The following is a 24,971-nucleotide window of genomic DNA, read 5'->3' on the forward strand; positions in this document are numbered from 1 at the left end:
CTATTACTGACACCTATTACACCTATTACACTTATTATTGCGGGACGCTACACTCATGCGTTGTTTTATCAATTTGATTAAACGCAGTAAGATAAAAGATGATGATAAAATCTTATAAAATATTTATCGGAATTGTGGTGCTGTTCATTATCGGAGGAGTAATTTATGGCGTTTACCTCATTGACCGCGGGATGGATATGACGAAAAATGAGCTACCAGACGTAAGGATAAACATTCCCCCTGGTTGGTATGAGCATCGATTAAGTGATACACATATTATTTTGACAAGGCAGGAAGATTTTCCCGATATTGGTGCCACCGAAGGATACGCCTATGGCGAGCAGATAAATATCAATGTCTTGCCGGCAGGTACACCCTCGAAAGAGTGGGTTAGCCAAAATTTCATAGACTTGGACGACGTGCTTGTCAAAGAGGCGGCATGGAGCATTGTAGACAACGGCGATAACATTATTGATCCTGGCGATATAACTTTTCTGCGCGTAGAGCACGAGACACCTGCCGACCCTCAATTAACATACTATGTCTTTGAGGATGAGTATGTGTATGTCTTTTCTCTTTATCCGCTCGAACCGCAAAATACGGAGCGGTTGGATACGCTGGAATCGGTAATACGCTCATATACCAGTGTTGGCGCAGAGGAACGTATTCGCATTGATGGGACAATTATTGCGCTTGCGGGTGACTGGTCGGCATACCGCAACGAAACATTGGGCATTGCGTTTGAGTATCCATCTGTAATTAACGGAGAGGATATTTTTGTATCGGAATTTAGCGCTTCCGAAAGAGATGGTGTTACAACGGAGGGAGGAGTTACATTTTATCCAGACAGTCGTTTTGGCTTCATCAGCATTTCTGTTCAACATGCGCCGTTTACGACTTTGGAAGAGTGGTTTGCATGGAGGGAAGAACAGGTCGGCTATTCTATCTACAAGGACGGAGAAATAATGATAGATGGCCACAGGGCACTTGTTACGCACACACCACAAGAAGCGGGCGCTCCTCTGCATCCCGAAGAAAATCGCTGGCGGACGACCGTCTTTTTCAAGAATGACAAGCTGTATAAAATTTTTACCCGCGCGGTACCCTACGAGGATGTGCAGAAGATTTGGGAGACATTTCAGGTTCTCTAAGTCTTTCCCAGTCTCGATCGCCTGTACAGCTACGTGGAGTGTGTAGGGTATCTTTCCCGTACGTCGCATGAATCATATCCCTGCGGATGTGTTTAGAAGTATGAATTGCGCTTCAGGTTGGAATTTAAGGATGTACGTTTGACTTTTATTAAAAAAAACATACACTCCCTCTAAATAAAATTGAATGGAGGAGGTATTTAAAATATACAGAAAGAAACAAGAGCTCTACCGTACCGGATCACATTTCATTATCTGAAACGCACTATGGAAAGGAAAAATTATGCGTACCTTGCTGGCTATTGTGTTCTTGCTTTTCGGAACCACTTCCTATTCTTACGGTGAAATTATACATTTCATAGAAAACAATCCGAATAGGGAAAGTATATCACCCGATCAATTGGCGAAGTTATGGCCAATTGATAGCCATCGTTTTCTGCAACACCCTCCTTCAAAATTAGGCCTGCCGGAATCAGATTATTTAACGGAGATGGTGTGGCATGCAAATGATCACCCAAATACCGGAAAAATTGTAATAGGCGGCGGTTGGTGCAGTGCGGAACGATTTCCCGGACAAGCTCGTGCGGTAACAGCGGGTCATTGCAAGTATTCTTCTTCGGGACCTATTAAGGGCGGTATATTTGTTCTTCCAAACGGCGAGCAATTTCCTATTACTCAAACATGGGTAACATCTCGTCTTATACAGACAATTAATGTAATTCCTTCCGAAGAGGATTACGCTATTATAGGGTGGGACACTCAAGACCCTACCCCTCCGCCACCTTTACCCAGACCATGCAGGCGCCGGTGTCGGTCTTACGCAAAGACACTTACCGCGATGCCCGTATCGATAGAAGATCCCGGTATTAACAGGATTGTTACGGTTCGTGGGTACTCAAGCGGACACGACGCGGGTAATAATATGGTAAAATTCACATCCATTACCATGAGACTATTTGATTCAACAACATATATCTTCGGAGGTAATATGGAGCCTGGTATAAGCGGTGCTGTCGTGCTCTGTGATGCGGGTAATCCGGCGCCGGAGGACGCAGGAATACAATTTAATGTATGGTGCGGCATCCTGACTTTATATGTCACAGATGGCACTGGAACAACGGTGCAAAATGGAGCCGCTTTCCTGAACGAACCGGCATGGTCAGATCTTTTGACTACAGCCGGTATTCAATAACGATATTTTGCCGTCATAGATTTCTAAGGCGGCTTTTTTAAAAAGAAAAAAGGGGACTTACCCTATTTTTCATTTTTTCCCTAGCCGAGAAATTATTATAACATCATAATAAAACTAAGAAATAACTATGAAAATCGGCAACACATTCAAACTCATCATTTCACTTATTATCCCGCAGTTGGCAGGAGGGCTGGGGAGCTTTTTTACCATCGGTTCGGTGAAAGATTGGTATCCGGTGCTGGTGAAGCCCGCCCTCAATCCGCCGGCATGGATATTCGGTCCGGTCTGGACGACGCTGTTTTTTTTGATGGGCTATGCGCTGTATCTTGTCTGGAGAGACGAGAGCGGAAAAAGCAAACACCTGGCCTATTGGATGTTTGGTATTCAAATGGTTTTAAACGCGCTATGGTCAATTATCTTTTTCGGCCTGCATAGCCCGGGCGGAGCACTTTTTGAGATAGTGTTCCTCTGGCTCGCCATTCTCACCACGATCATTGCATTTTATAAAATCTCTCGTCCGGCCGCCTGGCTTCTCGTGCCCTATATTCTCTGGGTCAGCTTCGCCGGGTATTTAAACTATTCAATTTATGTCCTTAATTAATATATTTACCATGAGCTCTGTCGAAGTGTTCGACGGAAGAAATAAGAAATAAGTATCAGACACCCGGTTATACTTACCGTAATAACATAGTTTTATAAACCTTGTTACGATATGTGGCCACATAGCACAAAAAAGAATCCTTGCATTAATGCAAGGATTTTTAGTACAGACTTGATATTTAAAAGTAAATTTCTACCATACTATAATATATCCGATTTAGGAGAGACATAAGAATATGAAATATGAGAATTCAACCCATGAGAGAGGTTTCTAATGGAGATAAGTTATTGTTGAGCTATTTTGGTTTTTATCCACATGGCTTGTTACGTATTGTTAGCGGTAATACATAATTCTGGTACAATAAATTGTAAGTGATATTGAATAAAAGACGTAGTAATAAATAGTTATATAAGGCAAAAGTCGAATCGCTATTAAAAATTAATCCAATCAAATATGAAGAAAAATGTTGTTTTAATGGGGGTACTGACTTTGCTTGTAGTAACGGGATCATGGGCATTTGCGGGAGAGTGGGATGATATAAGAACCCACTGTGTCGGTGAGTTGGTAAAACCGTGTGACGCGGTATATGCGACTCTTCAAGAGGCTCATGATGCCGCTGATAGGCCGGGAGAATCAATTATTATTTCACCCGGCGTACATAATGTAGGCCGTGCTGTTTTAACAAAATCAGTCCGTATACGCAGTGTTAATCGGCGAAGTAAGTCTGTATTATCTGATGCTAATTTAGAGCCGGGCGGACCTTTTATTACAGTTCGGCGTCCGGCGGGTTCTACGGATCCTGTAAAAAGAGTAATTTTTGAGGATCTTGATTTTGAAATCGGTAATTCATCGGTGGTGATTTCATTTCCCGATGATGTTGAAAAAAGTTTTGTTCAAAGAAATACTATTACTTGCTTAAGTCCCGGTATTACGGGCGTGGAGTATGCGGAACATGGAAATGCATTCAGTGGACGCGTTGATCGTACAACGTTTACAAACTGCGCGACGGGTGTATTTATGGGCGCAGGTACGCGTCATTTTCGCATAGAGAAAAATGAGTTTTTTACCAAGAATGGAGATACGGCCATTCAGTATAGGGCGCGTCAGGGGCAGATTTTTTGGAATGATATAACATGTATGGGAGGAGATTGTATCGCATTAAAGATAGAGGGATCTGATCTTACCGATATCAATAATAACAACATATTCGGAGGTACTGCCCAGTGGCTTGTTCATGAGGGAAGATCCAATGACTCTATTGAATTTGATCATAATGTCTATAAAAATCCGCCAAATGGAACTCCTTTTCTTGTTGAGACGTCTCCGGGCGTATTTACGGAGGAATATACATTGGATCCGAGCTGTGGAACTTCATGGAGCCGCAATCAGATAGTTATAGGTAGTGAGGTAGAGGTTTTACCGCGTTATCGAACGTCATTTTGCAGTTTTAAATAACATTACTTAAATGGTTCCTGTATTGTGGGAATCGTAATTGTGCGGTGTATAACCACACCAGTATTGTATGTGCTGGTGTGGTTTTATGTATAAAGATATATGCAAGGCGAATGTAAATATAACGAATGGGTGTTATAATATTGATTATGTCATATCATCATACGCAAATAGGGTATTTTATAATAAGTGCACTCCTTGTGGTTGCTTTGTTTTTTGGAATAATGCTTATGCAGGCGGGACTTGGTGCCGTTTTTAATGTTATCCCGATCGTCATTCTTTTTATTATGGCATCTTTCGTGTCGCTTACTGTTTCTATTGATGGTGAGTATGTGCGTATCGTATTTGGGTATGGCGTGGTGAGAAAAAAAATTCTTCTCGCGGATATTATATCCGCACATGTCGTCACTAACCATTGGTATTACGGTTGGGGTATACGCGTTTGGTTTTGGCCGTATATGTGGATTTTTAACGTTTCCGGATTTAATGCCGTTGAAATACGGCTGAAAGATGGAAGAATATACCGGATCGGAACGGATGAGCCGGAGGAATTAGAGCGTGCCATTATACAGGCGTCCAAATCCATGATGCATAAAAATAATGACCATATCATAAAAGATAATAAGAAAGAGAGCATGCAGTAGTCATTGATTGTATGTGGTGTCTCGTGTATGCTAAGACGCATTATGTCGTATAGCCACGGACTTATTACATTTAATGCAGTTTCATACGAGCATAGTCCTCTTAAGCCAATTCTTGTAGAATCAAGTTTTTCTGTTAGACGCGGTGCAAAATTGACGCTTATGGGGCAAAATGGTGCCGGTAAGAGCACTCTTTTTGGCTTGATTACGGGTATGTACAAGCCGGATGAAGGACAGGTTAGTATTATGCCTCGAACGAGTATAGGGATTTCACGGCAGGTCATTCCGCGTAATGAGCTCGCTCTTACTATGAGGGAATTTTTTGAAAAATGTTTTACGGATAAAGTATACGATATTGATCCCAAAATAGACGATGTGCTTTCAATAGTTAATCTTTTACCGCCGGAAAAGGATAGCGCATCATATAAAGATCGTACGGTGGGAAGTTTTTCGGGCGGTCAGCAGGCGCGTCTCTTGCTCGCCTCGGCTCTTATTCAAAATCCTGATATTCTTTTGCTTGATGAGCCGACAAATAATCTCGATAGAGAGGGGATTGAGCATTTAACGGAATATTTGAAGGAATATAAAAAAACCGTAATTGTTATTTCCCATGATGCCGATTTTCTTAATGCATTTACTCATGGCGTTTTGTATCTTAATGTACAAACTCATGCCGTTGAGCGATACGAGGGAAATTATTATGATGTTGTGGAGGAAATTACGGCACGAGTTATGAAAGAAGAGCGGAAGAATGCACAGCTTCAAAAAGAAATCCAGGCAAATAAAGAGAAGGCAAACTTTTTTGCAAAGAAGGGAGGGAATATGCGTATGGTAGCAAAGCGTATGCGTGAAAAAGTAGAGGCGCATGAAGAAAGTAAGGTGGATGTGCGTAGGGAAGATAAGACCATTCGCCCGTTTACCATTCCCGTACAGGAGGGGGTTCCTATGGATGTTTTAAAGCTTTCTTCATACAATGTTATTCGTAATAACGGAGTCAAAACTATTTTTTGTGATATAACGCTTCGGCGCGGAGATCATTTACAAATTGTCGGTCCGAACGGCATTGGCAAAACAACATTATTGGAATCGCTTGCATCGGGAGAGGCGGATGGTGAAAAGATAGCGAAGGGAACTATAATCGGGTATTACCGGCAGGATTTTTCAAATCTTGATTTTGATCAAACGGTATTTGATTGTCTTATGTCTGTAATGAAGGAAAAAAATCAGGAGAATATGCGTGCGTGCGCGGCTGGATTTTTAATTACGAGTGATATTATAAAAACAAAAATCGGACTGCTTTCAGAAGGGCAGAAAGGATTGGTGGCATTTGCGCGTCTTGTGCTTCTCGAGCCCGGACTTCTTATTTTAGATGAGCCGACTAATCATATAAATTTCCGACATGTTCCCGTAATAGCGCGCGCTCTTAATGCGTATGCGGGTACCATGATATTAGTGTCCCACGTACCGGATTTTGTATCGCATATTGCCATTAGTGACGTATTAGACCTCGATAAAAAGAAAAAATAGGATGGAAAAGTATTATAGAGTAAGAAGTTATGGATGTATGGGTATGGTAGGGAGTGGGAAATATGCAAAAATCTTGACATTATATTATAGATATGATATAATTGAGCTATTCAAATCATAAGCTGTAGGGGAATCATAGTCGAGTTTTACCATATAGTGTTCTGTGTTTGAGACATTTATTAATATAGTTTTTTTTTACAGAAATGCAAAAAGGAATAATTACCCGTTTAACCGATCGCGGTTTTGGGTTTATTGCTCAAGAGGGTCAAGAAAAGGATCTTTTCTTTCATTCAAATGAGCTTCAGAATGTTGAATTTAACGATTTGCGCGAAGGTGATGAACTTACCTTTGAAGTAGCGGAAGGTCCAAAAGGATCTAACGCGGTTAATATCAACAAGGCGTAGATAATAAAAAATATCCCGGCATTTGCCGGGTATTTTTTATTGGCTTATTTCCGTATGTACGGACGGAAGAAGCTCTGTTTTTCCATGGGTAAGAAGGCCAAAAAGAATAAAGCCGAAACCGGCAAGGGTAATAATATCCGCAAGCAGAAAAAAAGTTGAATTTGCAAAATCGTGAAGAGGTCCTCCCGCCACCCATAAAAAAAGACCTATGGCAATAAGAAAACTGCGCCGTCGAGTTTCCCCCGGGTACGTAGCGGCAAAATAAAAAGAAGCGAGAGAAAGAGGAATTATGCCAAGAATAAGTTTAAGAGCGATCATACTACCGGCCAGTCGGGAGGGTATTATTTGTTGAATATTGTGGGTTTCAAAAGAAGTAAAGTTAAAAACGGGTAAATGTGTAATATGTATATAAACCTCAAAAGCTCCTATGGCCAGAATGATAAAAAAACCGATAACGGGAGAAATATGTGTATAGCGCGCAAACAGAGCGGCAAGCCAGGCGGCCGCGAGGGTGAGGAATGCCTGTGCCGTAATATATCCCCATACCATTACCGTTTCGTTATAGGGAGTGAAAAGAAAGGGAATTACAAAAATAATGCCAAAAAAAGTTACCGCAATGAAGGAATTACGGAAATACCAAAACAGCGGATTATCGGCATGTTCTTTTACGCGCCATGAAAGGCGGACGGAGCCGTATGCGCCCACGGCCGTTATGAATAAAAGAAGGATGGCTGTTGTACTGATGGGAAATATGTGAAAGAACGCCATGGCGGGAATTATTTCTTAAAACTTTTTTTCAAGTGTGGAATCATGGATTGACGAATGTGTGTCAATGTTATGCCATTGCTTCCACCATACGATAATAAGATAAAACGCTGTCACGATAAATACTGCAAGAAGAATGGTTGTCCATTTTTCAAATATATCAGTCCATGTGGCGCCGATATATATTCCAAGTGAAAGAAGGGATATTTTCACAACCGATACCTGCCACCATCTTAATGTTATGGGCTTAAAGAGTGAATTCATATGTTAGAATATTACTTATAATAACCACTAGTTCAAGTATAGACCCTTTTGCCAAGAAATTGTAGATGGTACTATGAAAAAGTATGAAAGATAATTGTATCCAGTATATTGAGCTTTATGCTCCGGACCTTACGAAGATAAAGCAATTTTATGCAAACATTTTTGGATGGAAGTTTACTGATTATGGTGAAGGATATACGGCGTTTACTAATAGCGGTGTCGAAGGAGGATTTGAGAAACGGGAAGCCGTGGTGCGGGGAGGGCCGCTTATAATTTTATATTGTGCAAAATTGGAACAGGCAAAAGATGCTGTTATGGAGGGTGGCGGTGTCATTTGCAAAGATATTTTTTCATTTCCCGGTGGTCGGCGATTTCATTTTATTGATCCGGGCGGTAATGAGCTTGCCGTGTGGTCAGATATACAAGCACCATAATATGGCGCGAATACAGGATTCGGAAGGAAATTACATAACACTTCGCGCTGTTAAACAGTCTTATCATTTGGTATAGACATGGTACTACTTTTGTGGTACAATTCTCCTAGTTTGATCATTGTTATAGGAGGATGTATGTCGCAGGAAAAGAAACCCTTATTTTCTTTGTACGATTTCGTTACATGGAGCAATAGATACCCATCCGAATTAAGGGAAAGGATAGTAAAGAAGTATGGCATAGGTCCGTTTCTCGTTGTCGGTGTCCGGTTAAAAAAAGAAGATGAGATGGAATTCAGCGCCACTGTCGCGGAATGGGTAACGATTGAGCTTCCTAATGGAGAGAGGCGTGAAATCGACGGCGGTTGGTTCCAAAAAACGTCGGCCTCTTCACCGGCGAAAAAAGTTATGAGTGAAGAAGACGAACAAAGGATAAAAGAACTAATAAAGGACCATCCGCTTTATTTTGAGGTAATGCTTGGAGAGTATCTATCTCTAGAGCCGTATGCTGTAGTATGTGAGGTGCTCAACGCCATATTCGGAGGAGGTTTTTCCGACGTTGGTGAATATGTTCGCCGAAACACAAATGATATTTATCAACAATTTTCCATTAATGTGGCGAATATGCGAGAAATGGAAGCGGCGTTTAAAGTAATCGAAAAGAAAATCTTTTTGGTCGAGGCCTGTATATTACGTCCACATGATGTTTCATCATATGGAGAATAAGAGCAATAACTCAACGGAATTATCCGAAGAGTTTTTTTATTTACATAAAATATTTGTATAATTATATCATATGAAATCTTATACGCTGGGGTTTGTTTTTAATACGGATCTCTCAAAAGTTCTTTTGATGGAAAAACAGCATCCGGATTGGCAACGCGGAAAATATAATGGCATTGGCGGTAAAATTGAGGAAGGGGAAGAGAGTCGGGCATGTATCGTGCGGGAAATAGAGGAAGAATCGGGACTTTCCACCGAGGAGGCGGACTGGATATATATCGGAGTACTAAAAGCGGAAGAGTATGTGGTAGACGTGTATGCGCTCGTATATATGGGAGCACGAACAGACGCGGTTACTACTACGGATGAAAGGGTGGAATGGTTTTCTACCGTGTCTTTGCCGGACAAAGTAATTCCTAATTTACGGTGGATGGTACCATTTGCGCTTGATAAAATCACAAATAAGGAAGTAAGACATTTTATGGCGGAGTACCCTTAATTATTAAATGTGCATATGGCAAAAGCAGAGCTCAAAACCAAAAAAACAAAACAAAGTGTTATAGCGTTTTTAAATACTATTAAGGATCTGGAAAAAAAGAAAGATGCGAAAAAAATACTCGCGCTTATGAAAGAAATCACCGGAGAGAGGCCTCAGATGTGGGGAGATAGTATGGTGGGGTTTGGGGACTATCATTACACATACGCGTCCGGCCGCGAGGGCGATTGGTTTCTTGTCGGGTTTTCCCCCCGAAAACAGAATCTTACTATTTATATTATGCCGGGATATAAAGATTACGGACCCCTCATGAAAAAATTGGGTCCGCATGCGCTTGGAAAATCATGTTTGTATATTAAGCGATTAGATGATATGCATATCCCTACGCTTAAAAAACTCATCAAGACGGGATATCAGGACATGAAGAAAAAATATAAAAAATAATATGGAAGATAAAAAACAAAATAATAATGAAACGGAGCCGGTTTTACATATCAAAATATCCTATGATGATTTTGCGAAGGTGGAATTGCGTACGGCAAGAATTTTATCAGCGGAAGCGGTGGAAGGATCGGATAAATTAGTGCGTCTCCGAGTTTCGCTTGGTACGAAGGAACGGCAGTTATTGGCCGGCATCGGAAAGTCGTATACACCCGATGATCTTGTCGGAAAAATAATTGCGGTGGTTGCCAACTTAAAACCGCGGAAAATGATGGGCATGGAAAGCGATGGTATGTTGCTCGCGGCAAGCGGAGAAGATGGACCGGTACTTCTTACATCTGACAAGGAGATTTCGCCTGGTGCAGAAATACGATAACGAAGTTAACTTTGTTGAATGTACCGGCAAGGTTTTTGTTGTTATGCAAAAAAATAAAAAATATATTGTTATTGAAAAGCAAGTGGGCGAAACGCCGCGCATGGTCCTTGATAGGTACCGGAAAGAAAATACGTGGGTGGGGGATATACCGCTTGCATACGCCGGTCGTCTGGATCCTATGGCGGAAGGATTATTATTGGTGCTTGTGGGAGATGAGTGTAAAAATCAAAAAAAATACCATGCCCTGGATAAAGAGTATGAGTTTGAGGTTCTTCTCGGATTTTCAAGTGATACGGGGGATATACTGGGAATGGCGGAATCCGATGCGGGCATGTCTCGTGTGTCAGATGCGCGCATGAAAAGTATAATGAGACAATTGGAGGGTAAGCAGAAATTTGCTTATCCGGTATTTTCATCTAAAACAGTCAAAGGAAAGCCCCTTTTTTTATGGGCATTGGAAGGGCGTCTCGGAGAAATAAATATACCGTTTGCAGACATTACGATATATAACCTTGATTATAAAGGTATGCGTACTGTTGCAAAAAAAGAATTATGGGAATGTATGGAGAAAAAAATAAAAAGCATTCCCGTTGTTGCCGAAAAATCAAAAGCGTTGGGCACCGATTTTCGCCGATCTGATATACAAAGACGGTGGAAAAGCGTATGGGATTCCTTCGATGACGAGTATATGTTTCAGATAGCACGGTTTACATGCATATGTTCCTCCGGCACATACATACGCACGCTTGCCGAAAAAATTGCGGAAAAAGCAGATACTATGGGGCTTGCTTACCATATAAAACGCACCGGTATCGGAAGGTATAAACAGGTATGGGGAAGAAAGGGGTTTTGGTATAAAACCTTTAAATAGCACTATTTTATAAGGAAATATTGATAAATGATTGACATTTAACTTTATTTATGTCAGAGTAGAATCTCATATGTATAATCGAAGTAATTCCTGGACACAGTCTCCGGGCAGATCAAATAACAGGCGTGGTTTTGGACAGCGCCGCTCGGTACCATCCCGAGGGCGTTTTCAGAGTGGACGCGGACGTGGAGGCAAGGGCGCTTTTAGTATGTCTACCGATGATATATCTATTTTTATAAATAAGGCAGTTGCCGAGATAAAAACCGAAGAACATATTATCGAACATAGTTTTGCTGATTTTGCCCTACATCCCGATCTTGCGCGCGCCGTTCGTTTCCGTGGATATACGACACCGACCCCTATACAGGACAAAATTATTTCTCATGTTTTAAAAGGGACTGACGTGGTTGGACTTGCCAATACTGGTACCGGCAAAACGGGCGCCTTTCTTATTCCATTGATTCATAATGTACTGCAAAATCCTGAAAAACAGGTTCTTATTATAGCGCCCACGCGCGAACTTGCGGTTCAGATTGAACGGGAATTTGACAGCTTGATAAAACGAATACGTTTGTATGCGGTAGTGTGTGTTGGAGGTGCTAATATGGGAGCACAAATTCGCAAGCTTCGTCAGCACAGTCATTTCATTATCGGTACACCGGGACGTCTTATGGATCTTATGAAGCAGGGTGCTTTAAATTTGGAACAGGTGGGGACAATTGTTCTTGATGAGGCGGATCGCATGCTTGATATGGGTTTTATAGATGATGTCCGTTTTATTATGAGTAAGATGCCGCGAGTGCGACACACGCTTTGTTTTTCTGCTACAATGTCACGGAATATATCCAATCTCATTAACGATTTTCTTATCAATCCCGTTACCATTTCAGTAAAAACGGGAGAGACGGCCGCCAACGTTGAACAAGAAGTGGTGCGTGTTCGCGGACGTAATAAAATGGATGTACTATATGATCTTCTAAAAACGGAAGAATGTAGTAAGGTGCTTGTTTTCGGAAAGACAAAATATGGCGTGCAGAATATTTGCGATGCATTATATAGGCGTGGTATTAAGGCGGATGCTATTCATGGAGACAAATCGCATGGTCAGCGTCAGCGTGCACTCCGTAATTTTAAGGAAAATAAAGTACAAACATTGGTAGCTACGGATGTTGCATCCCGAGGGCTAGATATTAGTAACATCACCCACGTCATTAATTTTGATATACCGGCGACGTATGATGATTACGTGCATCGTATCGGACGCACGGGGCGCGGTACTAAAAAAGGAAAAGCTCTTACATTTATTGAATAGAAAGCATATTTTTTCTTTTTGGAATTATGGAAATCAGGAATATAGCGATAATAGCCCACGTAGACCATGGGAAAACAACACTAACTGATGCCATTATGCGGCAGACGGGTATGTTTGAGGAGGGTATGAGTATGGATACGAATGCGCTTGAGCAGGAGCGTGGTATTACTATTTATGCCAAAAATACGGCAACGATATATAAAGATACAAAAATAAATATTGTAGATACGCCGGGACACAGTGATTTTGGATCAGAGGTGGAACGAGTGCTTCGCTCTATTGATTCAGTGCTTCTGGTAGTGGATGCACAGGAAGGTCCTATGCCGCAGACACGATTTGTTCTCAAAAAATCTCTTGAACTTGGTTTTAAGCCTATTGTTATTCTTAATAAAATTGATAAGCCGGCGGCGGATCCCATGCGTGCCGAAGAACAGGTTCTCGAATTGTTTTTTGAACTGGGTGCTTCTGATGAGCAGGCGGATTTTACGGTAGTTTATGCAATTGGAAAAGATGGCGTTGCCATGAAAAACAGAGATGATGAGAAAAAAGATCTCTCGCCTTTGCTGGATACTATTTTAGAACAGGTGCCAACAGCGCCTCATACGGTGGACGCGCCTCTTAGGGCACAACCATTCAACTTGGCATATGATAATTTTTTGGGACGCCTCGCTATTGCGCGCGTATATGACGGTATTCTTCGCGTGGGCGCACAGGTATATATTACAACGCCCGATGGGGATATACGAACCGGAAAAGTAACGAAGCTGTTTACGTTTAAAGGAGTGGCGCGAAAAGAAGTTGATTTCGTGGAGGCGGGAGACATTTGCATGATAGCCGGACTTCCCGATATTTTTATCGGAGAGACTATCAGTGCAGACAAGGAAGTTGAGTTATTACCCGCAATCAAAGTGGACGAACCAACGATTACGCTTACGTTTTTGGTAAACAACTCTCCGTTTGGAGGGCGTGATGGTACGTTACTTACGTCGCGGCAGATACGGGAGCGTCTCGAGAAAGAACTTGAGGTGAATGTGGGGCTTAAGATTGATTTTACACAGCCGGATCAGTTTAAGGTTTATGGCCGCGGAGAATTACATGTTGCCGTTCTATTGGAAACGATGCGAAGGGAGGGGTATGAGATTCAGGTTTCACAGCCACACGTTATTATCAAGGAAGAGGATGGTAAGAAATTAGAACCCTTTGAGGAAGTGACAATTGATGTGCCAAGTGAATTTCAGGGGGCGGTTATAGAAAAATTAGGCAAAAGAAAGGCAATTATGACGGATATGAAGACGGAATCGGACGCGACGGTACGACTTACGTTTGAAGGGCCTACCCGTGGTTTTCTAGGTTATCGAGGGCAATTTATGGTGGATACGAAAGGGGAAGGTATTCTCTCAAGTAGAGTTATAGGATTTAAGCCTTATGTAGGGCATATAGAAAAGCGTGTTACGGGATCCATGATATCAATGGCTACCGGAAAGGCGTTGGGATTTTCACTTGCAAATTTGCAGGAACGCGGTGTTTTGTATATTGGTCCGGCGACGGAAGTGTATGAGGGTATGGTTATTGGAAATACGGCAAAAGGAGATGAAATGTCGGTAAATCCCATAAAGGGAAAACAGCTTACCAATATGCGCGCTTCCGGATCGGATGATACTATCCAGCTGGCACCGCCGCATATTATTACGATTGAATCCGGACTTGAGCTGATTGCCGAGGATGAGTATCTGGAGATAACGCCGCATAACGTACGTATACGGAAGCAGTACTTAACAGAAAATGAACGCTCAAAATCAAAAAGAGGAAAGGGTGGCGCATAGGAATGTTTGCAATTTTTTAATGCCTATGGTATGCTATGCGCTATACATGTCGACGAAGTAAAAATAAGGTTGAATTTTATACTTGAAGACAGGTGATTATAGGAATTTATGTTCTAACAATGCAACAGGGAACAGTTGCCCGTATCATGGACAAAGGCTACGGCTTTATCCAGCGAGAGGGCGAAGAAAAAGACCTTTTCTTTCATGCAACTGAAGTTAAGGACGGCGCATTCAATGATCTTCGTGAAGGAGATGCTGTGCAGTTCGAAGTTGAGGAAGATTCAAAGGGAGCACGCGCCGTACAGGTGAGTCGTGCATAGGTATAAAAATACCCATAAAACATACCCGACGTACGTCGGGTATGTTTTTGTTTGAATGGCAACATACATGCGAGTATGTTGACGATTAAATTATAATAATGTATAATCGTGGAAATGGCATTTAAGGGGGTTGTATGTTTAAGGAACCGACGGTGCGTTGTGGGAACATAAAGGTAGAGTTAATTTTCGAGAAATACGACATAAAACTTCCCGATGGGTCGGTTCGCGGGGGATGGAAGATGTGGGTCGGAGAGTATTATTTTGGAGCCGCTGACTCAAAAGAGATGCTTCTGAAAGCGTGGAATGAGCTTAGTAGGCCATCAGAATCATTTCATTGGCGAAGTATTTCTGAAAGATCAAGGTATGTTCTTACAAACAGTCGGGGTTACAGAGAATATTTGGAAGAATCTCGATTACGACTACGATAACTACAATCCTTGGCACAGCAAGGGTTTTTTTCTTGGATTAGTATGCACATGATATAATAAAAAAATGGAAAAGGAAAAATCGCATTTACTTAAAATAATTCCGTACTTACTCGCGTATAAATGGCGGGTTGTTTTTTCTCTCATGCTTATTGTTGCGGGACGCGTGTTTTCTGTGGCAAATCCTTACGTTATAAAAAAACTTATCGATATGCTTGTGGACGGGGCGTTACCGAACCTCTCTTTTATTATTGGTCTTATCATCCTCTTTTTTATTTTTCGGTGGGGTACGGATATTACCGGTGGTATTAAGGATTATATTTTTGCCAAAGTGGAAGTTGGTGTTAAGCGTCGCATTCCCCTGGACGTGTTCGAGCATCTCCTTTCTTTGCCGTTGGATTTTCACGCGGATCAGGCAACGGGAGGCGTTGCGCGAAAAATTGCGCGTGGCACTAACTCGCTTTCGTCGCTTAGCTTCTTTTTTACCGGAAACATTCTCCCCACAATTATAGAGATACTGTTTATATTAGGGATATTTCTTTTCACATTTCCGATTTCGTTTAGTATTGTATTTGCGGTTTTTGTGGCGGTATATATTGTATATACAGTAAGGATAACCGATCGTCGGCAGGTTCTTCTTATTGAGGCGAATAAACGTGATGATGCAGGATCGGAAAAATCTGTTGATGCCCTCCTTAATTTTGAGACAGTGAAGTACTTTACCAATGAAGAATTTGAAATCCGGCGCTATGATACGGCCTTGGGAAAATGGGCCGAAGTTGCCGTTGAATCTACAAAGAAGGGGGCAAATTTAAATATGGGGCAGGGATTTATTATAACCGCAGGACTTACGGTGTTATTAGCTCTTGCAACACGCGAATTTATGCAAGGAGCGGCCACTATAGGAGATTTTGTCCTTATAACATCATATTTGAATCGTATCGCCATTCCTATGTCCTTCCTCGGAGCATTATATAGGCGCATTAAGGAAGGACTTGCGGATATTGATGCTATGTTTCGGTTATTTGATACGGAGAATACCATTACTGATAAGATCGATGCTCACCCCCTTATCATAAATGAGGGACGGGTGGAGTTTCGTGATGTTGTTTTTGGATATAATACCAACAGAAAGATACTGAGGGGTATTTCCATCGATATGCCGGCAAAAAAAAGTATAGCGCTCGTAGGGTATTCCGGATCTGGAAAATCAACAATATCAAAACTTCTCCTTCGATTATATGATGTCTTGGAAGGCGGGATATATATTGATGGTGTGGACATACGGGATGTTACGCAAAAGTCACTTCGGGAAGCCGTTGGCGTTGTGGCGCAGGATACCATTTTATTTAATGATACGATTGGTAACAATATTGCATATGGAAGACCGGATGCTACGGAAGAGGAGATACAGAGCGCGGCAAAGATTGCTCATATCCATGAATTTATAGAAACATTACCAGAACAATATAATACGCGCGTTGGAGAGCGCGGTGTAAAATTATCGGGAGGGGAAAAACAGCGCGTTGCCATCGCGCGTATGTTGCTTAAAGATCCTCCTATCTTATTATTCGACGAGGCAACAGCATCCTTGGATAGTAAATCAGAGCGCTTGATACAAGATTCTATTGCCGCATTATCGCATGAAGGGCGTACGACTATCGTTATTGCTCATCGTCTTTCCACGATTGTTGATTTTGATAAGATTGTTGTTATGGCAGATGGTGCCGTTATCGAACAGGGTACGCATAAGGAATTATTGCAAGAATGCGGAGCATATCAGCGTCTATGGAGTACGCAAAACAAGCATCTGTGACTATAACAAAATAATACGCAACAAAAATATGAATGCACTGCGAGACGTATACAAAAAATATGAGCATGTAATGGCATGGGGTGCATTTTTGGGCGGGTTTTTATGGGATACGCTTACGCTTACCCGGATTGATTTATGGATAGATAATCTGATGTTGTTTTTATATATCGTAATTGCCGGTACGAGTATAACGCTTTTTAATTTATATGATATTGGACGATTGCAACGGCCCATTTTCCGGATTTATGCACCATGGCTTCCATTGGTTATGCAGTTTGCATTTGGCGGCTTATTCAGCGGATATGTTGTGTACTATTCTCGCAGTGCCGCATTTGCAACAAGTTGGCCGTTTCTTTTTTTTCTTGCGGTACTGCTCGTGGGAAATGAATTTTCTGAAAAACGATATCACCGATTTACATTTAACGTAAGTATTTTATTTGTTGCCATATTTTCATTTCTTACGTTTTATATGCCCATTGTTTTAGGCTCGCTTGGAGCGAGTACGTTCCTTATAAGCGGATGGATGAGTTTAGTTGTTATCGGTGCGTTATTGTTTTTATTTATGCGTATTATGCCGGAGCGCATGAAGAGTATTAAGTATTTGTTATTTATAAGCATCGGAGGCATATATATATTATTTAACGTATTTTATTTTACCAATATCATCCCTCCCATTCCGCTTTCTATTATTGAAAGTGGAATATACTATAATGTGGAGAGGTATGGGGATGAGTATAGGGTGACGAAAGAAGATAGGCCATGGTATGTGTTTTGGAAGAGGGAACACGTGTTCTATCGAAGCGGAAACAATCCTATATATAGTTACAGTGCCGTATTTGCACCAACAAAACTACAGACAAAAATTATACACAGATGGTTATATTATAATGAGAAAACCGGTGCGTGGATACAAACGGATGAGTTTCCCTATGCTATTTATGGGGGGCGGGACGGCGGATACCGAGGGTATTCGGTAAAACATAATGTATTTCCGGGACGATGGCGCGTGGATGTCATTACCGAACGAAAACAGCTTCTGGGACGTACGACATTTATGGTACGTGATGCAGAGAAAGAACTTCTTCTTACAACAGAGATACGGTGATGCAAGGAATATTATTGACCTAATATATTATTAATGTTATAATATGAGCATACAAAAAAGGTCTTTTATAGGGTAATAGGACAATTTATGAAAACATTATTAGGTATTGTTATACTTGTTATAGCCGTGTGGATATTTGCGACAGTAAGTGAACCGGTGAGTCGTTACGGAGGAGGTGCAGTACTCGCTTTGGTAGCGGTCTGGCTTCTTTTAAGAGGACGTAAGGGATAGGGTGAGTTTGCAGGTATGAGGTATATATGTTAGAGTAAGAATGTCTACAGAGGCGCATCTTATCAGCTTATAATCAAAATCATGGATGAAATGAATCCAATGGATCCTCAAACAGAAGGTGAGGCTCCTGCAACACCAACAGAAGGTGGTGATATGCCTGCAGCAGCCGGTGATGAAGAAGCTCCTGCAACACCAACAGAAGGTCAGGAATAAGACTTTCTTCGTATAAAAAAGAGCTGATATATATCAGCTCTTTTTTATTTGTGTTATCCATTCTAAAAACTCAATCTCTGTTTTTGTGTCCGCCATGTTTTTTTGCCGGACATTTGCATCCATGCGGCTTTATAAAATCATCAAAGTATTCTTCGCCATAATCATAGGTGATTTCCTCACCGGGTTTAATGGTGCGTGTGGCGAAAATAAGGATACGCCCGCCACGTTCATCTGTTTCGCAATTAGGCTTGCAGGCATGGTTAATATACCGAGCCAAGTGTTTATGGTCTTTTGCGTCTAGTGTCCATTTGGTGTTTATGGTAAAAAGATATTTTCCGCCTCGTCTATCTGCTTCCGCGTCGGAAATTTTTTCTCCCGTATATTCAATAACAAAATCCCCTTTCTTAAATTCCCGTTTTGTAAACAAAGCGAGTCCTGCACCGGGTTTTGCACGCTTTACACAAAACCAATCCTTATGGGTTGTATATTTTTGTGACATATCATAAAAATATACTGTATTATCACATCAGAGTCAATTGTCTGATTTGTTGTCATAATGTAGTATGGTGTGTAGAAAAGGAGGTTTACCATGGAGCATAAAAAAGAAGTAGCGGATGTTTCTTCTTTTGTGGATGAACAGAAATATCCGCCATGTGATTTTTGTGATGATGGATGTTTACCGTGCGCGTTTTATGATTTCGAAAAAGATGATTTTGTAGAAGGCGAAAAATGTACTTGCGGCAGTGGAAAAGATTTCGTAGGAAACGGATATAAGTAAAACCCTGTCTTTATCGGCAGGATTTTTTTGTTCACTTTGTCGTCCATTCTGTCTTTCGGGGTATTTTGATATGATGTACATATGCGTATCAGTAAATATATTCATTCCTGCTTGCTGGTGGAGGAAGGGGGTGTAAAAATTCTTTTTGATCCGGGAACATTTTCATTCAAAGAAGACCGTGTTTCTCCGTATGATTTTACGGAACTGTCTGCTGTATGTATTACCCATCAGCATGTGGACCATGTGGATATTGGGGCGCTTAAAATTATTATGGCGAATAACATACATGCCAAACTTTTTACGAATACGGGCGTGGCGCATATCCTTGCGTCCGAAGGCATAGAAGCGGAAATATATGAGGAGGGAGAAAAAAATATAGGGGGAGTGCGTATAGAAGCGTATTCCGCCGACCATGAGCCATTACTTACTCCCGTCCCGCATAATACGGCTTATATTATTAATGGTACTTTTTTGCATCCCGGAGATTCATTGAACGTATCCTTGCATAAATATGCGGGGGTCTCCGTACTAGCTCTTCCTGTTACGGCGCCGTGGGCGGATAAGGTGCGTATTGCAGAGTTTGGCGCGGCCATGCATCCTAAACATATTATTCCCATTCATGACGGATATGTGAAAGAATTTTTCTTAAGCATGCAATATAAAGAGTTCGCGGCATATGTTAAAGATTATGGCAGTATGTTCCATTCCATAAATAATCCGGGAGAAGAGGTTATTATAGAATAAAAGAAAATAATAGTTACCAGTATTAATATACCTATATTATGTTACTTGAATTTTATGGTGAAGAATGTCCTCATTGTCAGGAGATGGATGCGCTCGTAAAAAAGCTGGAGGAAGAAACCGGTGTGCGGGTGGAAACCTTTGAAACATGGCACAATACGGAGAATGCCCGTAAGATGGAAGAATATGACCGTGGACTCTGCGGAGGAGTACCGTTCTTTTTTAATACCGAGTCCGGAAATTTTATCTGCGGAGAAACATCGTATGAAAATTTAAAGCATTGGGCTGAAGAAAAATCTGCATTATCTTCAAAAAAGGAATAAGCATGTTTTATGGATATATTTACATTTGCAACAAAAGAAGAGGCGGAGAAAAAAGCACGATTGGCGCTACGTAATGAGATTGTGACGCGATGGGGTATGCAAATGCTGTTTTTAATTTCGGGAGGATCGGCCTTTGGTATATTGGCGGATTTGGACCGTAATTGTTTGGGAGAATTTCTTACTATAGGCATCCTTGATGAACGGGCAGATAAACAAAAGGAGGTAAATAATTTCGCCCGGTTTATGAAAACGGATCTTTATGCCGAGTCATTGGTGAAGGGGGTTGAGTTTATCGATACGCGACTTAGAGACGGAGAATCGGAGAAAGATCTTGCCGGAAGAATTGAGTTTAGTCTACAGAATTGGCGACATCGCAATAAAGAAGGATTTGTTCTTATAACGCAGGGAATGGGAGCGGATGGTCATACGGCGGGTATTATGCCGTATCCGGAGGATCCGGAAACGTTTGCTAAACAGTTCGAAGATACGCATCATTGGACATGCGGATATAATACGGGGGAAAAAAGTAGTCATCCTCTGCGTGCTACGGTCACGATGCCTTTTTTGGAATGTGAGGTGGATGTGTCTATCGCTTACATTGTCGGGAAAGAAAAACAAGAAGCATTTACGCGTCTTGTTGCGGAGAATGGTTCTTATGCTGAAACACCTGCACGTATTATGCGAAAGATGAAGCATGTAAAAATATATACCGACCTAACATAGTTCGTAAAAGAATGGGCGATTTATATTTATTGCTCTACGATAAAAATATGAATTATATTATCGGTATCGTAAATATTTTGTCCTTGTCCGTTGGGTCCGAATGATCCGACAACAACAGCATTTAGTACGGAAGGAGACGGGTCGATGTCATAATCCGTATCAAAGAAATACGGGTTTCCCCATGGATCGTTCTTTATGCTAGCCATATATGGTCCGCTCCATCCGCTATATGCTCCGTCTGTTGTAACAAGACCGGCGGCCGGAGTGGAAAGATCCCAAATTTCATTATTGGGCGTTAGTTCTATGGCGTCGATTTTTTTGTGATTCGGCCATTCTCCGGTATCTTCCGACATTACGGTGATAGCGCGACGCAGTTGATTTACGGTTGTTTGAGCTTCCGCAAGACGCGCCTTTCCGCGAGCGTCTCGCAGGGAGGCAAACACAAACGAAAACAAAAGCGATATAATGGCGATAATGGTGAGAAGTTCTATTAAGGTAAAACCCGCGCGACAGTTCTTTGGTGTACTGACACATCTTTTCATATTTGTTTTCATGTCCCTTAAGTATATGATATATACGGTTTATATGCCTGTGGAAAAGTATGTACATAAATGATATCATGGCCGTATAAAAGAGTTGTGGTGCTATTATTTAATAACTCTCATATATATGCCAGAATTTCTCATTAGCTTAGTAATAGGTATCGCTGTATTTGTTGCTATATTGCGGCAAATAAATCAATATCAACGTGGTGTTATGTTCACTATGGGGCGATTTACCGGCATTAAAGAGCCGGGGTGGCGTTTGGTGATTCCCGTATTTCAGTTTATGCGCAAGGTGGATATGCGTGTGAATGTTATTGATGTGCCGGATCAGGAAGCCATTACCAAGGATAATATTTCTATTCGGGTAAATGCCGTCGTATACTTTAAGGTGCATGATGCACGTGCGGCAATTATTGAAATTACAAATTACATGTTTGCCATATCACAACTTGCGCAGACAACCATGAGAGATATCGTAGGAGAGGTTGAGCTGGATGAACTCTTGGCGAATCGCGATGAAATCTCCAAAAAAATAAAAGGCATTGTGGACACGGCAACGGATCCGTGGGGTATTACGGTGGTATCGGTTGATCTAAAACATATTGAGCTTCCGGAGGATATGAAGCGAACCATTAGCAAGCAAGCAGAAGCGGAACGAGAGCGGCGGGCAGTCATTATAAAGGCGCAGGGTGAAGTTGCCGCGGCCACCGATATGGCACGTGCCGCTGAAATATTAGCAAGCACACCGGGAGCGTTGCATTTGCGCTCACTTCAGTCGTTGAACGATATTAGTTCGGATCAATCAAATACCATCGTTTTTGCCGTGCCGCTTGAAGTACTGCGTGCTTTCGAAGCGCTCTCCCAGGTAAATAAAAACAATAAAAAAGACGAATAATAATGAGAAAAAGCAGAGGGACGTCTACCTCTGCTTTTTGTAATGTTTTTTACAAGGGGTCGGTATTGTTATGTATCCAATACGTGATTATTTTTTAATAGGTGATTTACATACCGCCGCACTGGTATCCAGGAAAGGGTCCATTGACTGGTTTTGTTTGCCACACTTTGATTCTTCCAGTATGTTTGGAAGAATGCTTGATGAGGACGGAGGTACATTTGCCTTAATGGAAGAGGGTGCGGATATGGAATCGCGATATATTTCGGATACGGCTACCGTAGAGCATTATGTTAGATACAATTCTGCGGAATATACATTACACGATTTTATGGTGCCGCAACCGGTAAATATATGCAAAAGTCATTTTCTTATTCGGAAGATAACGGGCATTACGGGAAAAACCGATGTATCGTTTTTATTTGATCCTCATCCGGATTACGGAAGGAAAGAAGCGATTATAGAAGAAAAAGAAGGGATGCTTATTTGTGCACTGGAAGGAAGTTTTTTAATATTACATTTGCCCATCCACGCGGAGGTTATAAAAAAAGCGAGGGGATATGAAATAATATGTCATGTTTCAAAAGGAGATGAACGGGCGCTTGTTCTTGAATACGGATCTCATCCGGACGCGGCATATGCGGGACAGGATTTTGAGAAGGTAACAAATCAATTTTGGAAAACGTGGGTGGAGCAGGGGGTATTTTTCACATTCTGTCGTGACCAATTGGTACGTTCGGCAATTACACTTAAATTGATGCAATTTTATCCTACGGGAGCTATTGTAGCCGCTCCCACAACATCACTACCGGAACACATGGGAGGTGAACGCAATTGGGATTACCGATATGTGTGGATTAGGGATGCCACTTTTGCATTGTATGCCTTGTATGTACTTGGGTATACGGAGGAAGCTGTTAAGTTTTTTGAGTTCATAGAGGGCGTTGCAAGAGAATGCGAAGATTGCGATATTACCATTCATCTTATGTACACAATTCATGGCCGTCCCGTTCCGGAGGAAGAAATACTTTCTCACTGGAGCGGATATCAAGATGCATACCCCGTTCGTATCGGTAACGGCGCTAAAGATCAGTTTCAGTTGGATATTTATGGATCTTTAATTGATGCGCATTATTTCATGGCGGGACGCGGTGTGAAGCTTACAGAAATGAGCAGAGATATTATTTTACATATGGTAGAGCAAATACAGAAACATTGGCAATTGCCGGATAACGGTATTTGGGAAGTGCGTAGCGGACCTAAGCATTTTTCATATTCAAAAGCCATGGCTTGGGTTGGTATTGATCGCGCTTTATTACTTGCCGATGTGCTCGGTGTTTCCGATGAAAAGAAAAAAGAATGGGATCATCTGCAAAAAGATATTCGTCAGTGGGTATGGGATAATTGCTATGATACCGAACGGAATATTCTTTTTCAGCATAGTAAAACGGACAAGCAGGATGCCACTAATTTTTTATTGATTCCTCTTAAATTTTTAAATAAGCATGATATATCTACGAAGAATATTATGCAAAATACCGCCCGTGAATTGGTAATGAACGATATATTTGTTGATAGATATCATACATACGATGCCTTAAAGGGAGACGAAGGAGCCTTTGTCCTTTCTTCATTTTGGTATTTTTCAGCACTTGCTATTTTAGGAGAAACTGAAAAGGCGCATCGTTTGTTTGAAAAATTCTCCACCTATATAAATTGGAACGGCCTTCTCTCTGAAGAAATTGACGAACGCACGGGAGAATATTTAGGAAACTATCCCCAGGCATTTTCACATATGGGTTACATTATGACGGCATATTATTTACAAAAATATGCGCATAATGCTAGAGTAAAACCAGAAAAATAAGGCGTAAGGAGGATATTATGTCATTTGGAAGAATACGCCGTACTTGCGGTATGATTATTGTTTCGCCGGAATTTTTCCCGAAAGGGGGCGATTGTTGGGAAGAAAATGAGGGGATGTTTCTTTCCCTGGATACCGTTGCGAGAGTGTGTCGCTGTTTATGGGTGGAAGAGGAACGTACGAAAATTCCCGATGCTTTTAATGGGGATCTTACTGTTCTTAAAAAAGAATTTTATACGCAATTCACGGAACGTCATTACAGAATTATCCTTCTTGGCGGTGATGAGTATGATTTTGTTTCCATGGTTCAAAAAATGAATATTATATCCGTACCGGATAATTTTAGAACACTACTTGCAAGGAATGATATAGAATATAATATAGTCCAGCGTGTTTGTATGCATCCCGGGGATATGGTAATTCGTCTGACGGAATCACCTGAGATATCGGGATGGTACATTGCAAAAAAAGACAGGTATGGTTAGTGGCACGCGGATGTATAAAGGATCAAGAGGGTTTTTAAAGGGT

General features: G+C 41.4%; 30 protein-coding genes. 26 read left to right on the forward strand and 4 right to left on the reverse strand.

Annotation, left to right across the window (positions count from 1 at the left end):
* Nucleotides 1-101 precede the first annotated feature (101 nt).
* The 7 genes from COU90_02480 (at nucleotide 102) to COU90_02510 (ending at nucleotide 6,965) form a co-directional block, all read left to right on the forward strand.
* The gene (locus COU90_02480) at nucleotides 102-1,151 is read left to right on the forward strand and encodes a hypothetical protein (protein ID PJE64293.1); all 1,050 of its coding nucleotides are present in this window, start codon (nucleotides 102-104) and stop codon (nucleotides 1,149-1,151) included.
* Nucleotides 1,152-1,431: 280 nt separating this feature from the next.
* The gene (locus tag COU90_02485) at nucleotides 1,432-2,340 is read left to right on the forward strand and encodes a hypothetical protein (GenBank protein ID PJE64294.1); all 909 of its coding nucleotides are present in this window, start codon (nucleotides 1,432-1,434) and stop codon (nucleotides 2,338-2,340) included.
* Between the two features lie 127 nt (nucleotides 2,341-2,467).
* Nucleotides 2,468-2,941, forward strand: a complete 474-nt coding sequence (locus tag COU90_02490) for a TspO protein (protein PJE64295.1) — start codon at nucleotides 2,468-2,470, stop codon at nucleotides 2,939-2,941.
* A gap of 453 nt (nucleotides 2,942-3,394) precedes the next feature.
* A complete protein-coding gene (locus tag COU90_02495) occupies nucleotides 3,395-4,396 on the forward strand; it encodes a hypothetical protein (protein ID PJE64296.1) in 1,002 nt (333 codons plus the stop codon).
* Nucleotides 4,397-4,542: 146 nt separating this feature from the next.
* Complete coding sequence (locus tag COU90_02500) at nucleotides 4,543-5,037, forward strand: hypothetical protein (GenBank protein ID PJE64297.1); 495 nt, start codon at nucleotides 4,543-4,545, stop codon at nucleotides 5,035-5,037.
* A gap of 27 nt (nucleotides 5,038-5,064) precedes the next feature.
* Complete coding sequence (locus tag COU90_02505) at nucleotides 5,065-6,561, forward strand: hypothetical protein (protein ID PJE64298.1); 1,497 nt, start codon at nucleotides 5,065-5,067, stop codon at nucleotides 6,559-6,561.
* A gap of 203 nt (nucleotides 6,562-6,764) precedes the next feature.
* On the forward strand, nucleotides 6,765-6,965 hold the full coding sequence (locus COU90_02510; protein PJE64299.1) for a cold-shock protein: 201 nt from the start codon (nucleotides 6,765-6,767) through the stop codon (nucleotides 6,963-6,965).
* A 36-nt stretch (nucleotides 6,966-7,001) separates the two neighbouring features.
* Here COU90_02510 and COU90_02515 read toward each other — a convergent pair whose 3' ends face one another.
* Both COU90_02515 and COU90_02520 read right to left on the reverse strand, forming a co-directional pair.
* Complete coding sequence (locus COU90_02515) at nucleotides 7,002-7,733, reverse strand: hypothetical protein (protein ID PJE64300.1); 732 nt, start codon at nucleotides 7,731-7,733, stop codon at nucleotides 7,002-7,004.
* Between the two features lie 15 nt (nucleotides 7,734-7,748).
* Nucleotides 7,749-7,994, reverse strand: a complete 246-nt coding sequence (locus COU90_02520) for a hypothetical protein (protein PJE64301.1) — start codon at nucleotides 7,992-7,994, stop codon at nucleotides 7,749-7,751.
* Between the two features lie 83 nt (nucleotides 7,995-8,077).
* Here COU90_02520 and COU90_02525 point away from each other — a divergent pair, with 83 nt between their 5' ends.
* The 12 genes from COU90_02525 (at nucleotide 8,078) to COU90_02580 (ending at nucleotide 18,133) form a co-directional block, all read left to right on the forward strand.
* On the forward strand, nucleotides 8,078-8,428 hold the full coding sequence (locus COU90_02525) for a glyoxalase family protein (GenBank protein ID PJE64302.1): 351 nt from the start codon (nucleotides 8,078-8,080) through the stop codon (nucleotides 8,426-8,428).
* Between the two features lie 135 nt (nucleotides 8,429-8,563).
* Nucleotides 8,564-9,151, forward strand: coding sequence for a hypothetical protein (locus tag COU90_02530; GenBank protein ID PJE64303.1), 588 nt, complete (start codon nucleotides 8,564-8,566; stop codon nucleotides 9,149-9,151).
* A gap of 70 nt (nucleotides 9,152-9,221) precedes the next feature.
* On the forward strand, nucleotides 9,222-9,647 hold the full coding sequence (locus tag COU90_02535; protein PJE64304.1) for a hypothetical protein: 426 nt from the start codon (nucleotides 9,222-9,224) through the stop codon (nucleotides 9,645-9,647).
* Nucleotides 9,648-9,662: 15 nt separating this feature from the next.
* Nucleotides 9,663-10,088 (forward strand): hypothetical protein, encoded by a 426-nt coding sequence (locus COU90_02540; GenBank protein ID PJE64305.1) that lies wholly within the window; start codon nucleotides 9,663-9,665, stop codon nucleotides 10,086-10,088.
* A 1-nt stretch (nucleotide 10,089) separates the two neighbouring features.
* Nucleotides 10,090-10,461, forward strand: a complete 372-nt coding sequence (gene metG / locus COU90_02545; GenBank protein PJE64306.1) for a methionine--tRNA ligase subunit beta — start codon at nucleotides 10,090-10,092, stop codon at nucleotides 10,459-10,461.
* Nucleotides 10,373-11,332 (forward strand): hypothetical protein, encoded by a 960-nt coding sequence (locus COU90_02550; GenBank protein ID PJE64307.1) that lies wholly within the window; start codon nucleotides 10,373-10,375, stop codon nucleotides 11,330-11,332. The genes metG and COU90_02550 overlap by 89 nt, the downstream gene beginning before the upstream one ends.
* A 70-nt stretch (nucleotides 11,333-11,402) precedes the next feature.
* Nucleotides 11,403-12,644 (forward strand): ATP-dependent helicase, encoded by a 1,242-nt coding sequence (locus tag COU90_02555; protein PJE64308.1) that lies wholly within the window; start codon nucleotides 11,403-11,405, stop codon nucleotides 12,642-12,644.
* 26 nt (nucleotides 12,645-12,670) lie between these two features.
* Nucleotides 12,671-14,467: a translational GTPase TypA gene (gene typA, locus COU90_02560; protein PJE64309.1), complete on the forward strand. Its 1,797-nt coding sequence runs from the start codon at nucleotides 12,671-12,673 to the stop codon at nucleotides 14,465-14,467.
* 119 nt (nucleotides 14,468-14,586) lie between these two features.
* Nucleotides 14,587-14,787 (forward strand): cold-shock protein, encoded by a 201-nt coding sequence (locus tag COU90_02565; protein PJE64310.1) that lies wholly within the window; start codon nucleotides 14,587-14,589, stop codon nucleotides 14,785-14,787.
* 134 nt (nucleotides 14,788-14,921) lie between these two features.
* A complete protein-coding gene (locus tag COU90_02570) occupies nucleotides 14,922-15,215 on the forward strand; it encodes a hypothetical protein (GenBank protein ID PJE64311.1) in 294 nt (97 codons plus the stop codon).
* Between the two features lie 64 nt (nucleotides 15,216-15,279).
* Entirely contained in the window at nucleotides 15,280-17,028 is a 1,749-nt protein-coding gene (locus COU90_02575) for a hypothetical protein (protein ID PJE64312.1), read from the forward strand.
* On the forward strand, nucleotides 16,856-18,133 hold the full coding sequence (locus COU90_02580; GenBank protein PJE64313.1) for a DUF2914 domain-containing protein: 1,278 nt from the start codon (nucleotides 16,856-16,858) through the stop codon (nucleotides 18,131-18,133). Before COU90_02575 ends, COU90_02580 begins: the two co-directional genes overlap by 173 nt.
* Nucleotides 18,134-18,647: 514 nt before the next feature.
* On the opposite strand, the gene COU90_02585 is transcribed toward COU90_02580, so the two are convergent.
* Nucleotides 18,648-19,076, reverse strand: a complete 429-nt coding sequence (locus COU90_02585; GenBank protein ID PJE64314.1) for a hypothetical protein — start codon at nucleotides 19,074-19,076, stop codon at nucleotides 18,648-18,650.
* Between the two features lie 90 nt (nucleotides 19,077-19,166).
* Between COU90_02585 and COU90_02590 the strand changes: the two genes are divergently transcribed.
* The 4 genes from COU90_02590 (at nucleotide 19,167) to COU90_02605 (ending at nucleotide 21,142) form a co-directional block, all read left to right on the forward strand.
* On the forward strand, nucleotides 19,167-19,355 hold the full coding sequence (locus COU90_02590) for a hypothetical protein (GenBank protein PJE64315.1): 189 nt from the start codon (nucleotides 19,167-19,169) through the stop codon (nucleotides 19,353-19,355).
* Nucleotides 19,356-19,436: 81 nt separating this feature from the next.
* Entirely contained in the window at nucleotides 19,437-20,099 is a 663-nt protein-coding gene (locus COU90_02595) for an MBL fold metallo-hydrolase (protein PJE64316.1), read from the forward strand.
* Between the two features lie 38 nt (nucleotides 20,100-20,137).
* A complete protein-coding gene (locus COU90_02600; protein PJE64317.1) occupies nucleotides 20,138-20,419 on the forward strand; it encodes a hypothetical protein in 282 nt (93 codons plus the stop codon).
* Between the two features lie 9 nt (nucleotides 20,420-20,428).
* Nucleotides 20,429-21,142, forward strand: coding sequence for a hypothetical protein (locus COU90_02605; GenBank protein PJE64318.1), 714 nt, complete (start codon nucleotides 20,429-20,431; stop codon nucleotides 21,140-21,142).
* A gap of 26 nt (nucleotides 21,143-21,168) precedes the next feature.
* Here COU90_02605 and COU90_02610 read toward each other — a convergent pair whose 3' ends face one another.
* Complete coding sequence (locus tag COU90_02610; protein ID PJE64319.1) at nucleotides 21,169-21,696, reverse strand: hypothetical protein; 528 nt, start codon at nucleotides 21,694-21,696, stop codon at nucleotides 21,169-21,171.
* A gap of 115 nt (nucleotides 21,697-21,811) precedes the next feature.
* Between COU90_02610 and COU90_02615 the strand changes: the two genes are divergently transcribed.
* From COU90_02615 to COU90_02625, 3 genes are all read left to right on the forward strand, one after another.
* Nucleotides 21,812-22,582, forward strand: coding sequence for a hypothetical protein (locus tag COU90_02615; protein PJE64320.1), 771 nt, complete (start codon nucleotides 21,812-21,814; stop codon nucleotides 22,580-22,582).
* A gap of 70 nt (nucleotides 22,583-22,652) precedes the next feature.
* Complete coding sequence (locus COU90_02620) at nucleotides 22,653-24,446, forward strand: hypothetical protein (protein ID PJE64321.1); 1,794 nt, start codon at nucleotides 22,653-22,655, stop codon at nucleotides 24,444-24,446.
* Nucleotides 24,447-24,496: 50 nt separating this feature from the next.
* Nucleotides 24,497-24,928 (forward strand): hypothetical protein, encoded by a 432-nt coding sequence (locus tag COU90_02625; GenBank protein PJE64322.1) that lies wholly within the window; start codon nucleotides 24,497-24,499, stop codon nucleotides 24,926-24,928.
* The last annotated feature ends 43 nt before the right edge of the window (nucleotides 24,929-24,971 follow it).

The sequence above is a fragment of the Candidatus Ryanbacteria bacterium CG10_big_fil_rev_8_21_14_0_10_43_42 genome (genome assembly GCA_002793915.1).
Lineage (GTDB): Bacteria > Patescibacteriota > Minisyncoccia > Ryanbacterales > 2-02-FULL-48-12 > 1-14-0-10-43-42.

Coding starts and splice junctions, on each gene's coding strand:
- COU90_02500 (PJE64297.1), top strand. CDS start 4,543: ATGTCATATCATCATACGCAAATAGGGTATTTTATAATAAGTGCACTC.
- COU90_02535 (PJE64304.1), top strand. CDS start 9,222: ATGAAATCTTATACGCTGGGGTTTGTTTTTAATACGGATCTCTCAAAA.
- COU90_02510 (PJE64299.1), top strand. CDS start 6,765: ATGCAAAAAGGAATAATTACCCGTTTAACCGATCGCGGTTTTGGGTTT.
- COU90_02580 (PJE64313.1), top strand. CDS start 16,856: ATGAAGGGCGTACGACTATCGTTATTGCTCATCGTCTTTCCACGATTG.
- COU90_02585 (PJE64314.1), bottom strand. CDS start 19,076: ATGTCACAAAAATATACAACCCATAAGGATTGGTTTTGTGTAAAGCGT.
- COU90_02570 (PJE64311.1), top strand. CDS start 14,922: ATGTTTAAGGAACCGACGGTGCGTTGTGGGAACATAAAGGTAGAGTTA.
- COU90_02555 (PJE64308.1), top strand. CDS start 11,403: ATGTATAATCGAAGTAATTCCTGGACACAGTCTCCGGGCAGATCAAAT.
- COU90_02540 (PJE64305.1), top strand. CDS start 9,663: ATGGCAAAAGCAGAGCTCAAAACCAAAAAAACAAAACAAAGTGTTATA.
- COU90_02605 (PJE64318.1), top strand. CDS start 20,429: ATGGATATATTTACATTTGCAACAAAAGAAGAGGCGGAGAAAAAAGCA.
- COU90_02515 (PJE64300.1), bottom strand. CDS start 7,733: ATGGCGTTCTTTCACATATTTCCCATCAGTACAACAGCCATCCTTCTT.
- typA (PJE64309.1), top strand. CDS start 12,671: ATGGAAATCAGGAATATAGCGATAATAGCCCACGTAGACCATGGGAAA.
- COU90_02490 (PJE64295.1), top strand. CDS start 2,468: ATGAAAATCGGCAACACATTCAAACTCATCATTTCACTTATTATCCCG.
- COU90_02590 (PJE64315.1), top strand. CDS start 19,167: ATGGAGCATAAAAAAGAAGTAGCGGATGTTTCTTCTTTTGTGGATGAA.
- COU90_02620 (PJE64321.1), top strand. CDS start 22,653: ATGTATCCAATACGTGATTATTTTTTAATAGGTGATTTACATACCGCC.
- COU90_02595 (PJE64316.1), top strand. CDS start 19,437: ATGCGTATCAGTAAATATATTCATTCCTGCTTGCTGGTGGAGGAAGGG.
- COU90_02615 (PJE64320.1), top strand. CDS start 21,812: ATGCCAGAATTTCTCATTAGCTTAGTAATAGGTATCGCTGTATTTGTT.
- COU90_02480 (PJE64293.1), top strand. CDS start 102: ATGATAAAATCTTATAAAATATTTATCGGAATTGTGGTGCTGTTCATT.
- COU90_02600 (PJE64317.1), top strand. CDS start 20,138: ATGTTACTTGAATTTTATGGTGAAGAATGTCCTCATTGTCAGGAGATG.
- COU90_02575 (PJE64312.1), top strand. CDS start 15,280: ATGGAAAAGGAAAAATCGCATTTACTTAAAATAATTCCGTACTTACTC.
- COU90_02565 (PJE64310.1), top strand. CDS start 14,587: ATGCAACAGGGAACAGTTGCCCGTATCATGGACAAAGGCTACGGCTTT.
- COU90_02525 (PJE64302.1), top strand. CDS start 8,078: ATGAAAGATAATTGTATCCAGTATATTGAGCTTTATGCTCCGGACCTT.
- metG (PJE64306.1), top strand. CDS start 10,090: ATGGAAGATAAAAAACAAAATAATAATGAAACGGAGCCGGTTTTACAT.
- COU90_02495 (PJE64296.1), top strand. CDS start 3,395: ATGAAGAAAAATGTTGTTTTAATGGGGGTACTGACTTTGCTTGTAGTA.
- COU90_02530 (PJE64303.1), top strand. CDS start 8,564: ATGTCGCAGGAAAAGAAACCCTTATTTTCTTTGTACGATTTCGTTACA.
- COU90_02485 (PJE64294.1), top strand. CDS start 1,432: ATGCGTACCTTGCTGGCTATTGTGTTCTTGCTTTTCGGAACCACTTCC.
- COU90_02550 (PJE64307.1), top strand. CDS start 10,373: ATGGTATGTTGCTCGCGGCAAGCGGAGAAGATGGACCGGTACTTCTTA.
- COU90_02625 (PJE64322.1), top strand. CDS start 24,497: ATGATTATTGTTTCGCCGGAATTTTTCCCGAAAGGGGGCGATTGTTGG.
- COU90_02520 (PJE64301.1), bottom strand. CDS start 7,994: ATGAATTCACTCTTTAAGCCCATAACATTAAGATGGTGGCAGGTATCG.
- COU90_02610 (PJE64319.1), bottom strand. CDS start 21,696: ATGAAAACAAATATGAAAAGATGTGTCAGTACACCAAAGAACTGTCGC.
- COU90_02505 (PJE64298.1), top strand. CDS start 5,065: ATGCTAAGACGCATTATGTCGTATAGCCACGGACTTATTACATTTAAT.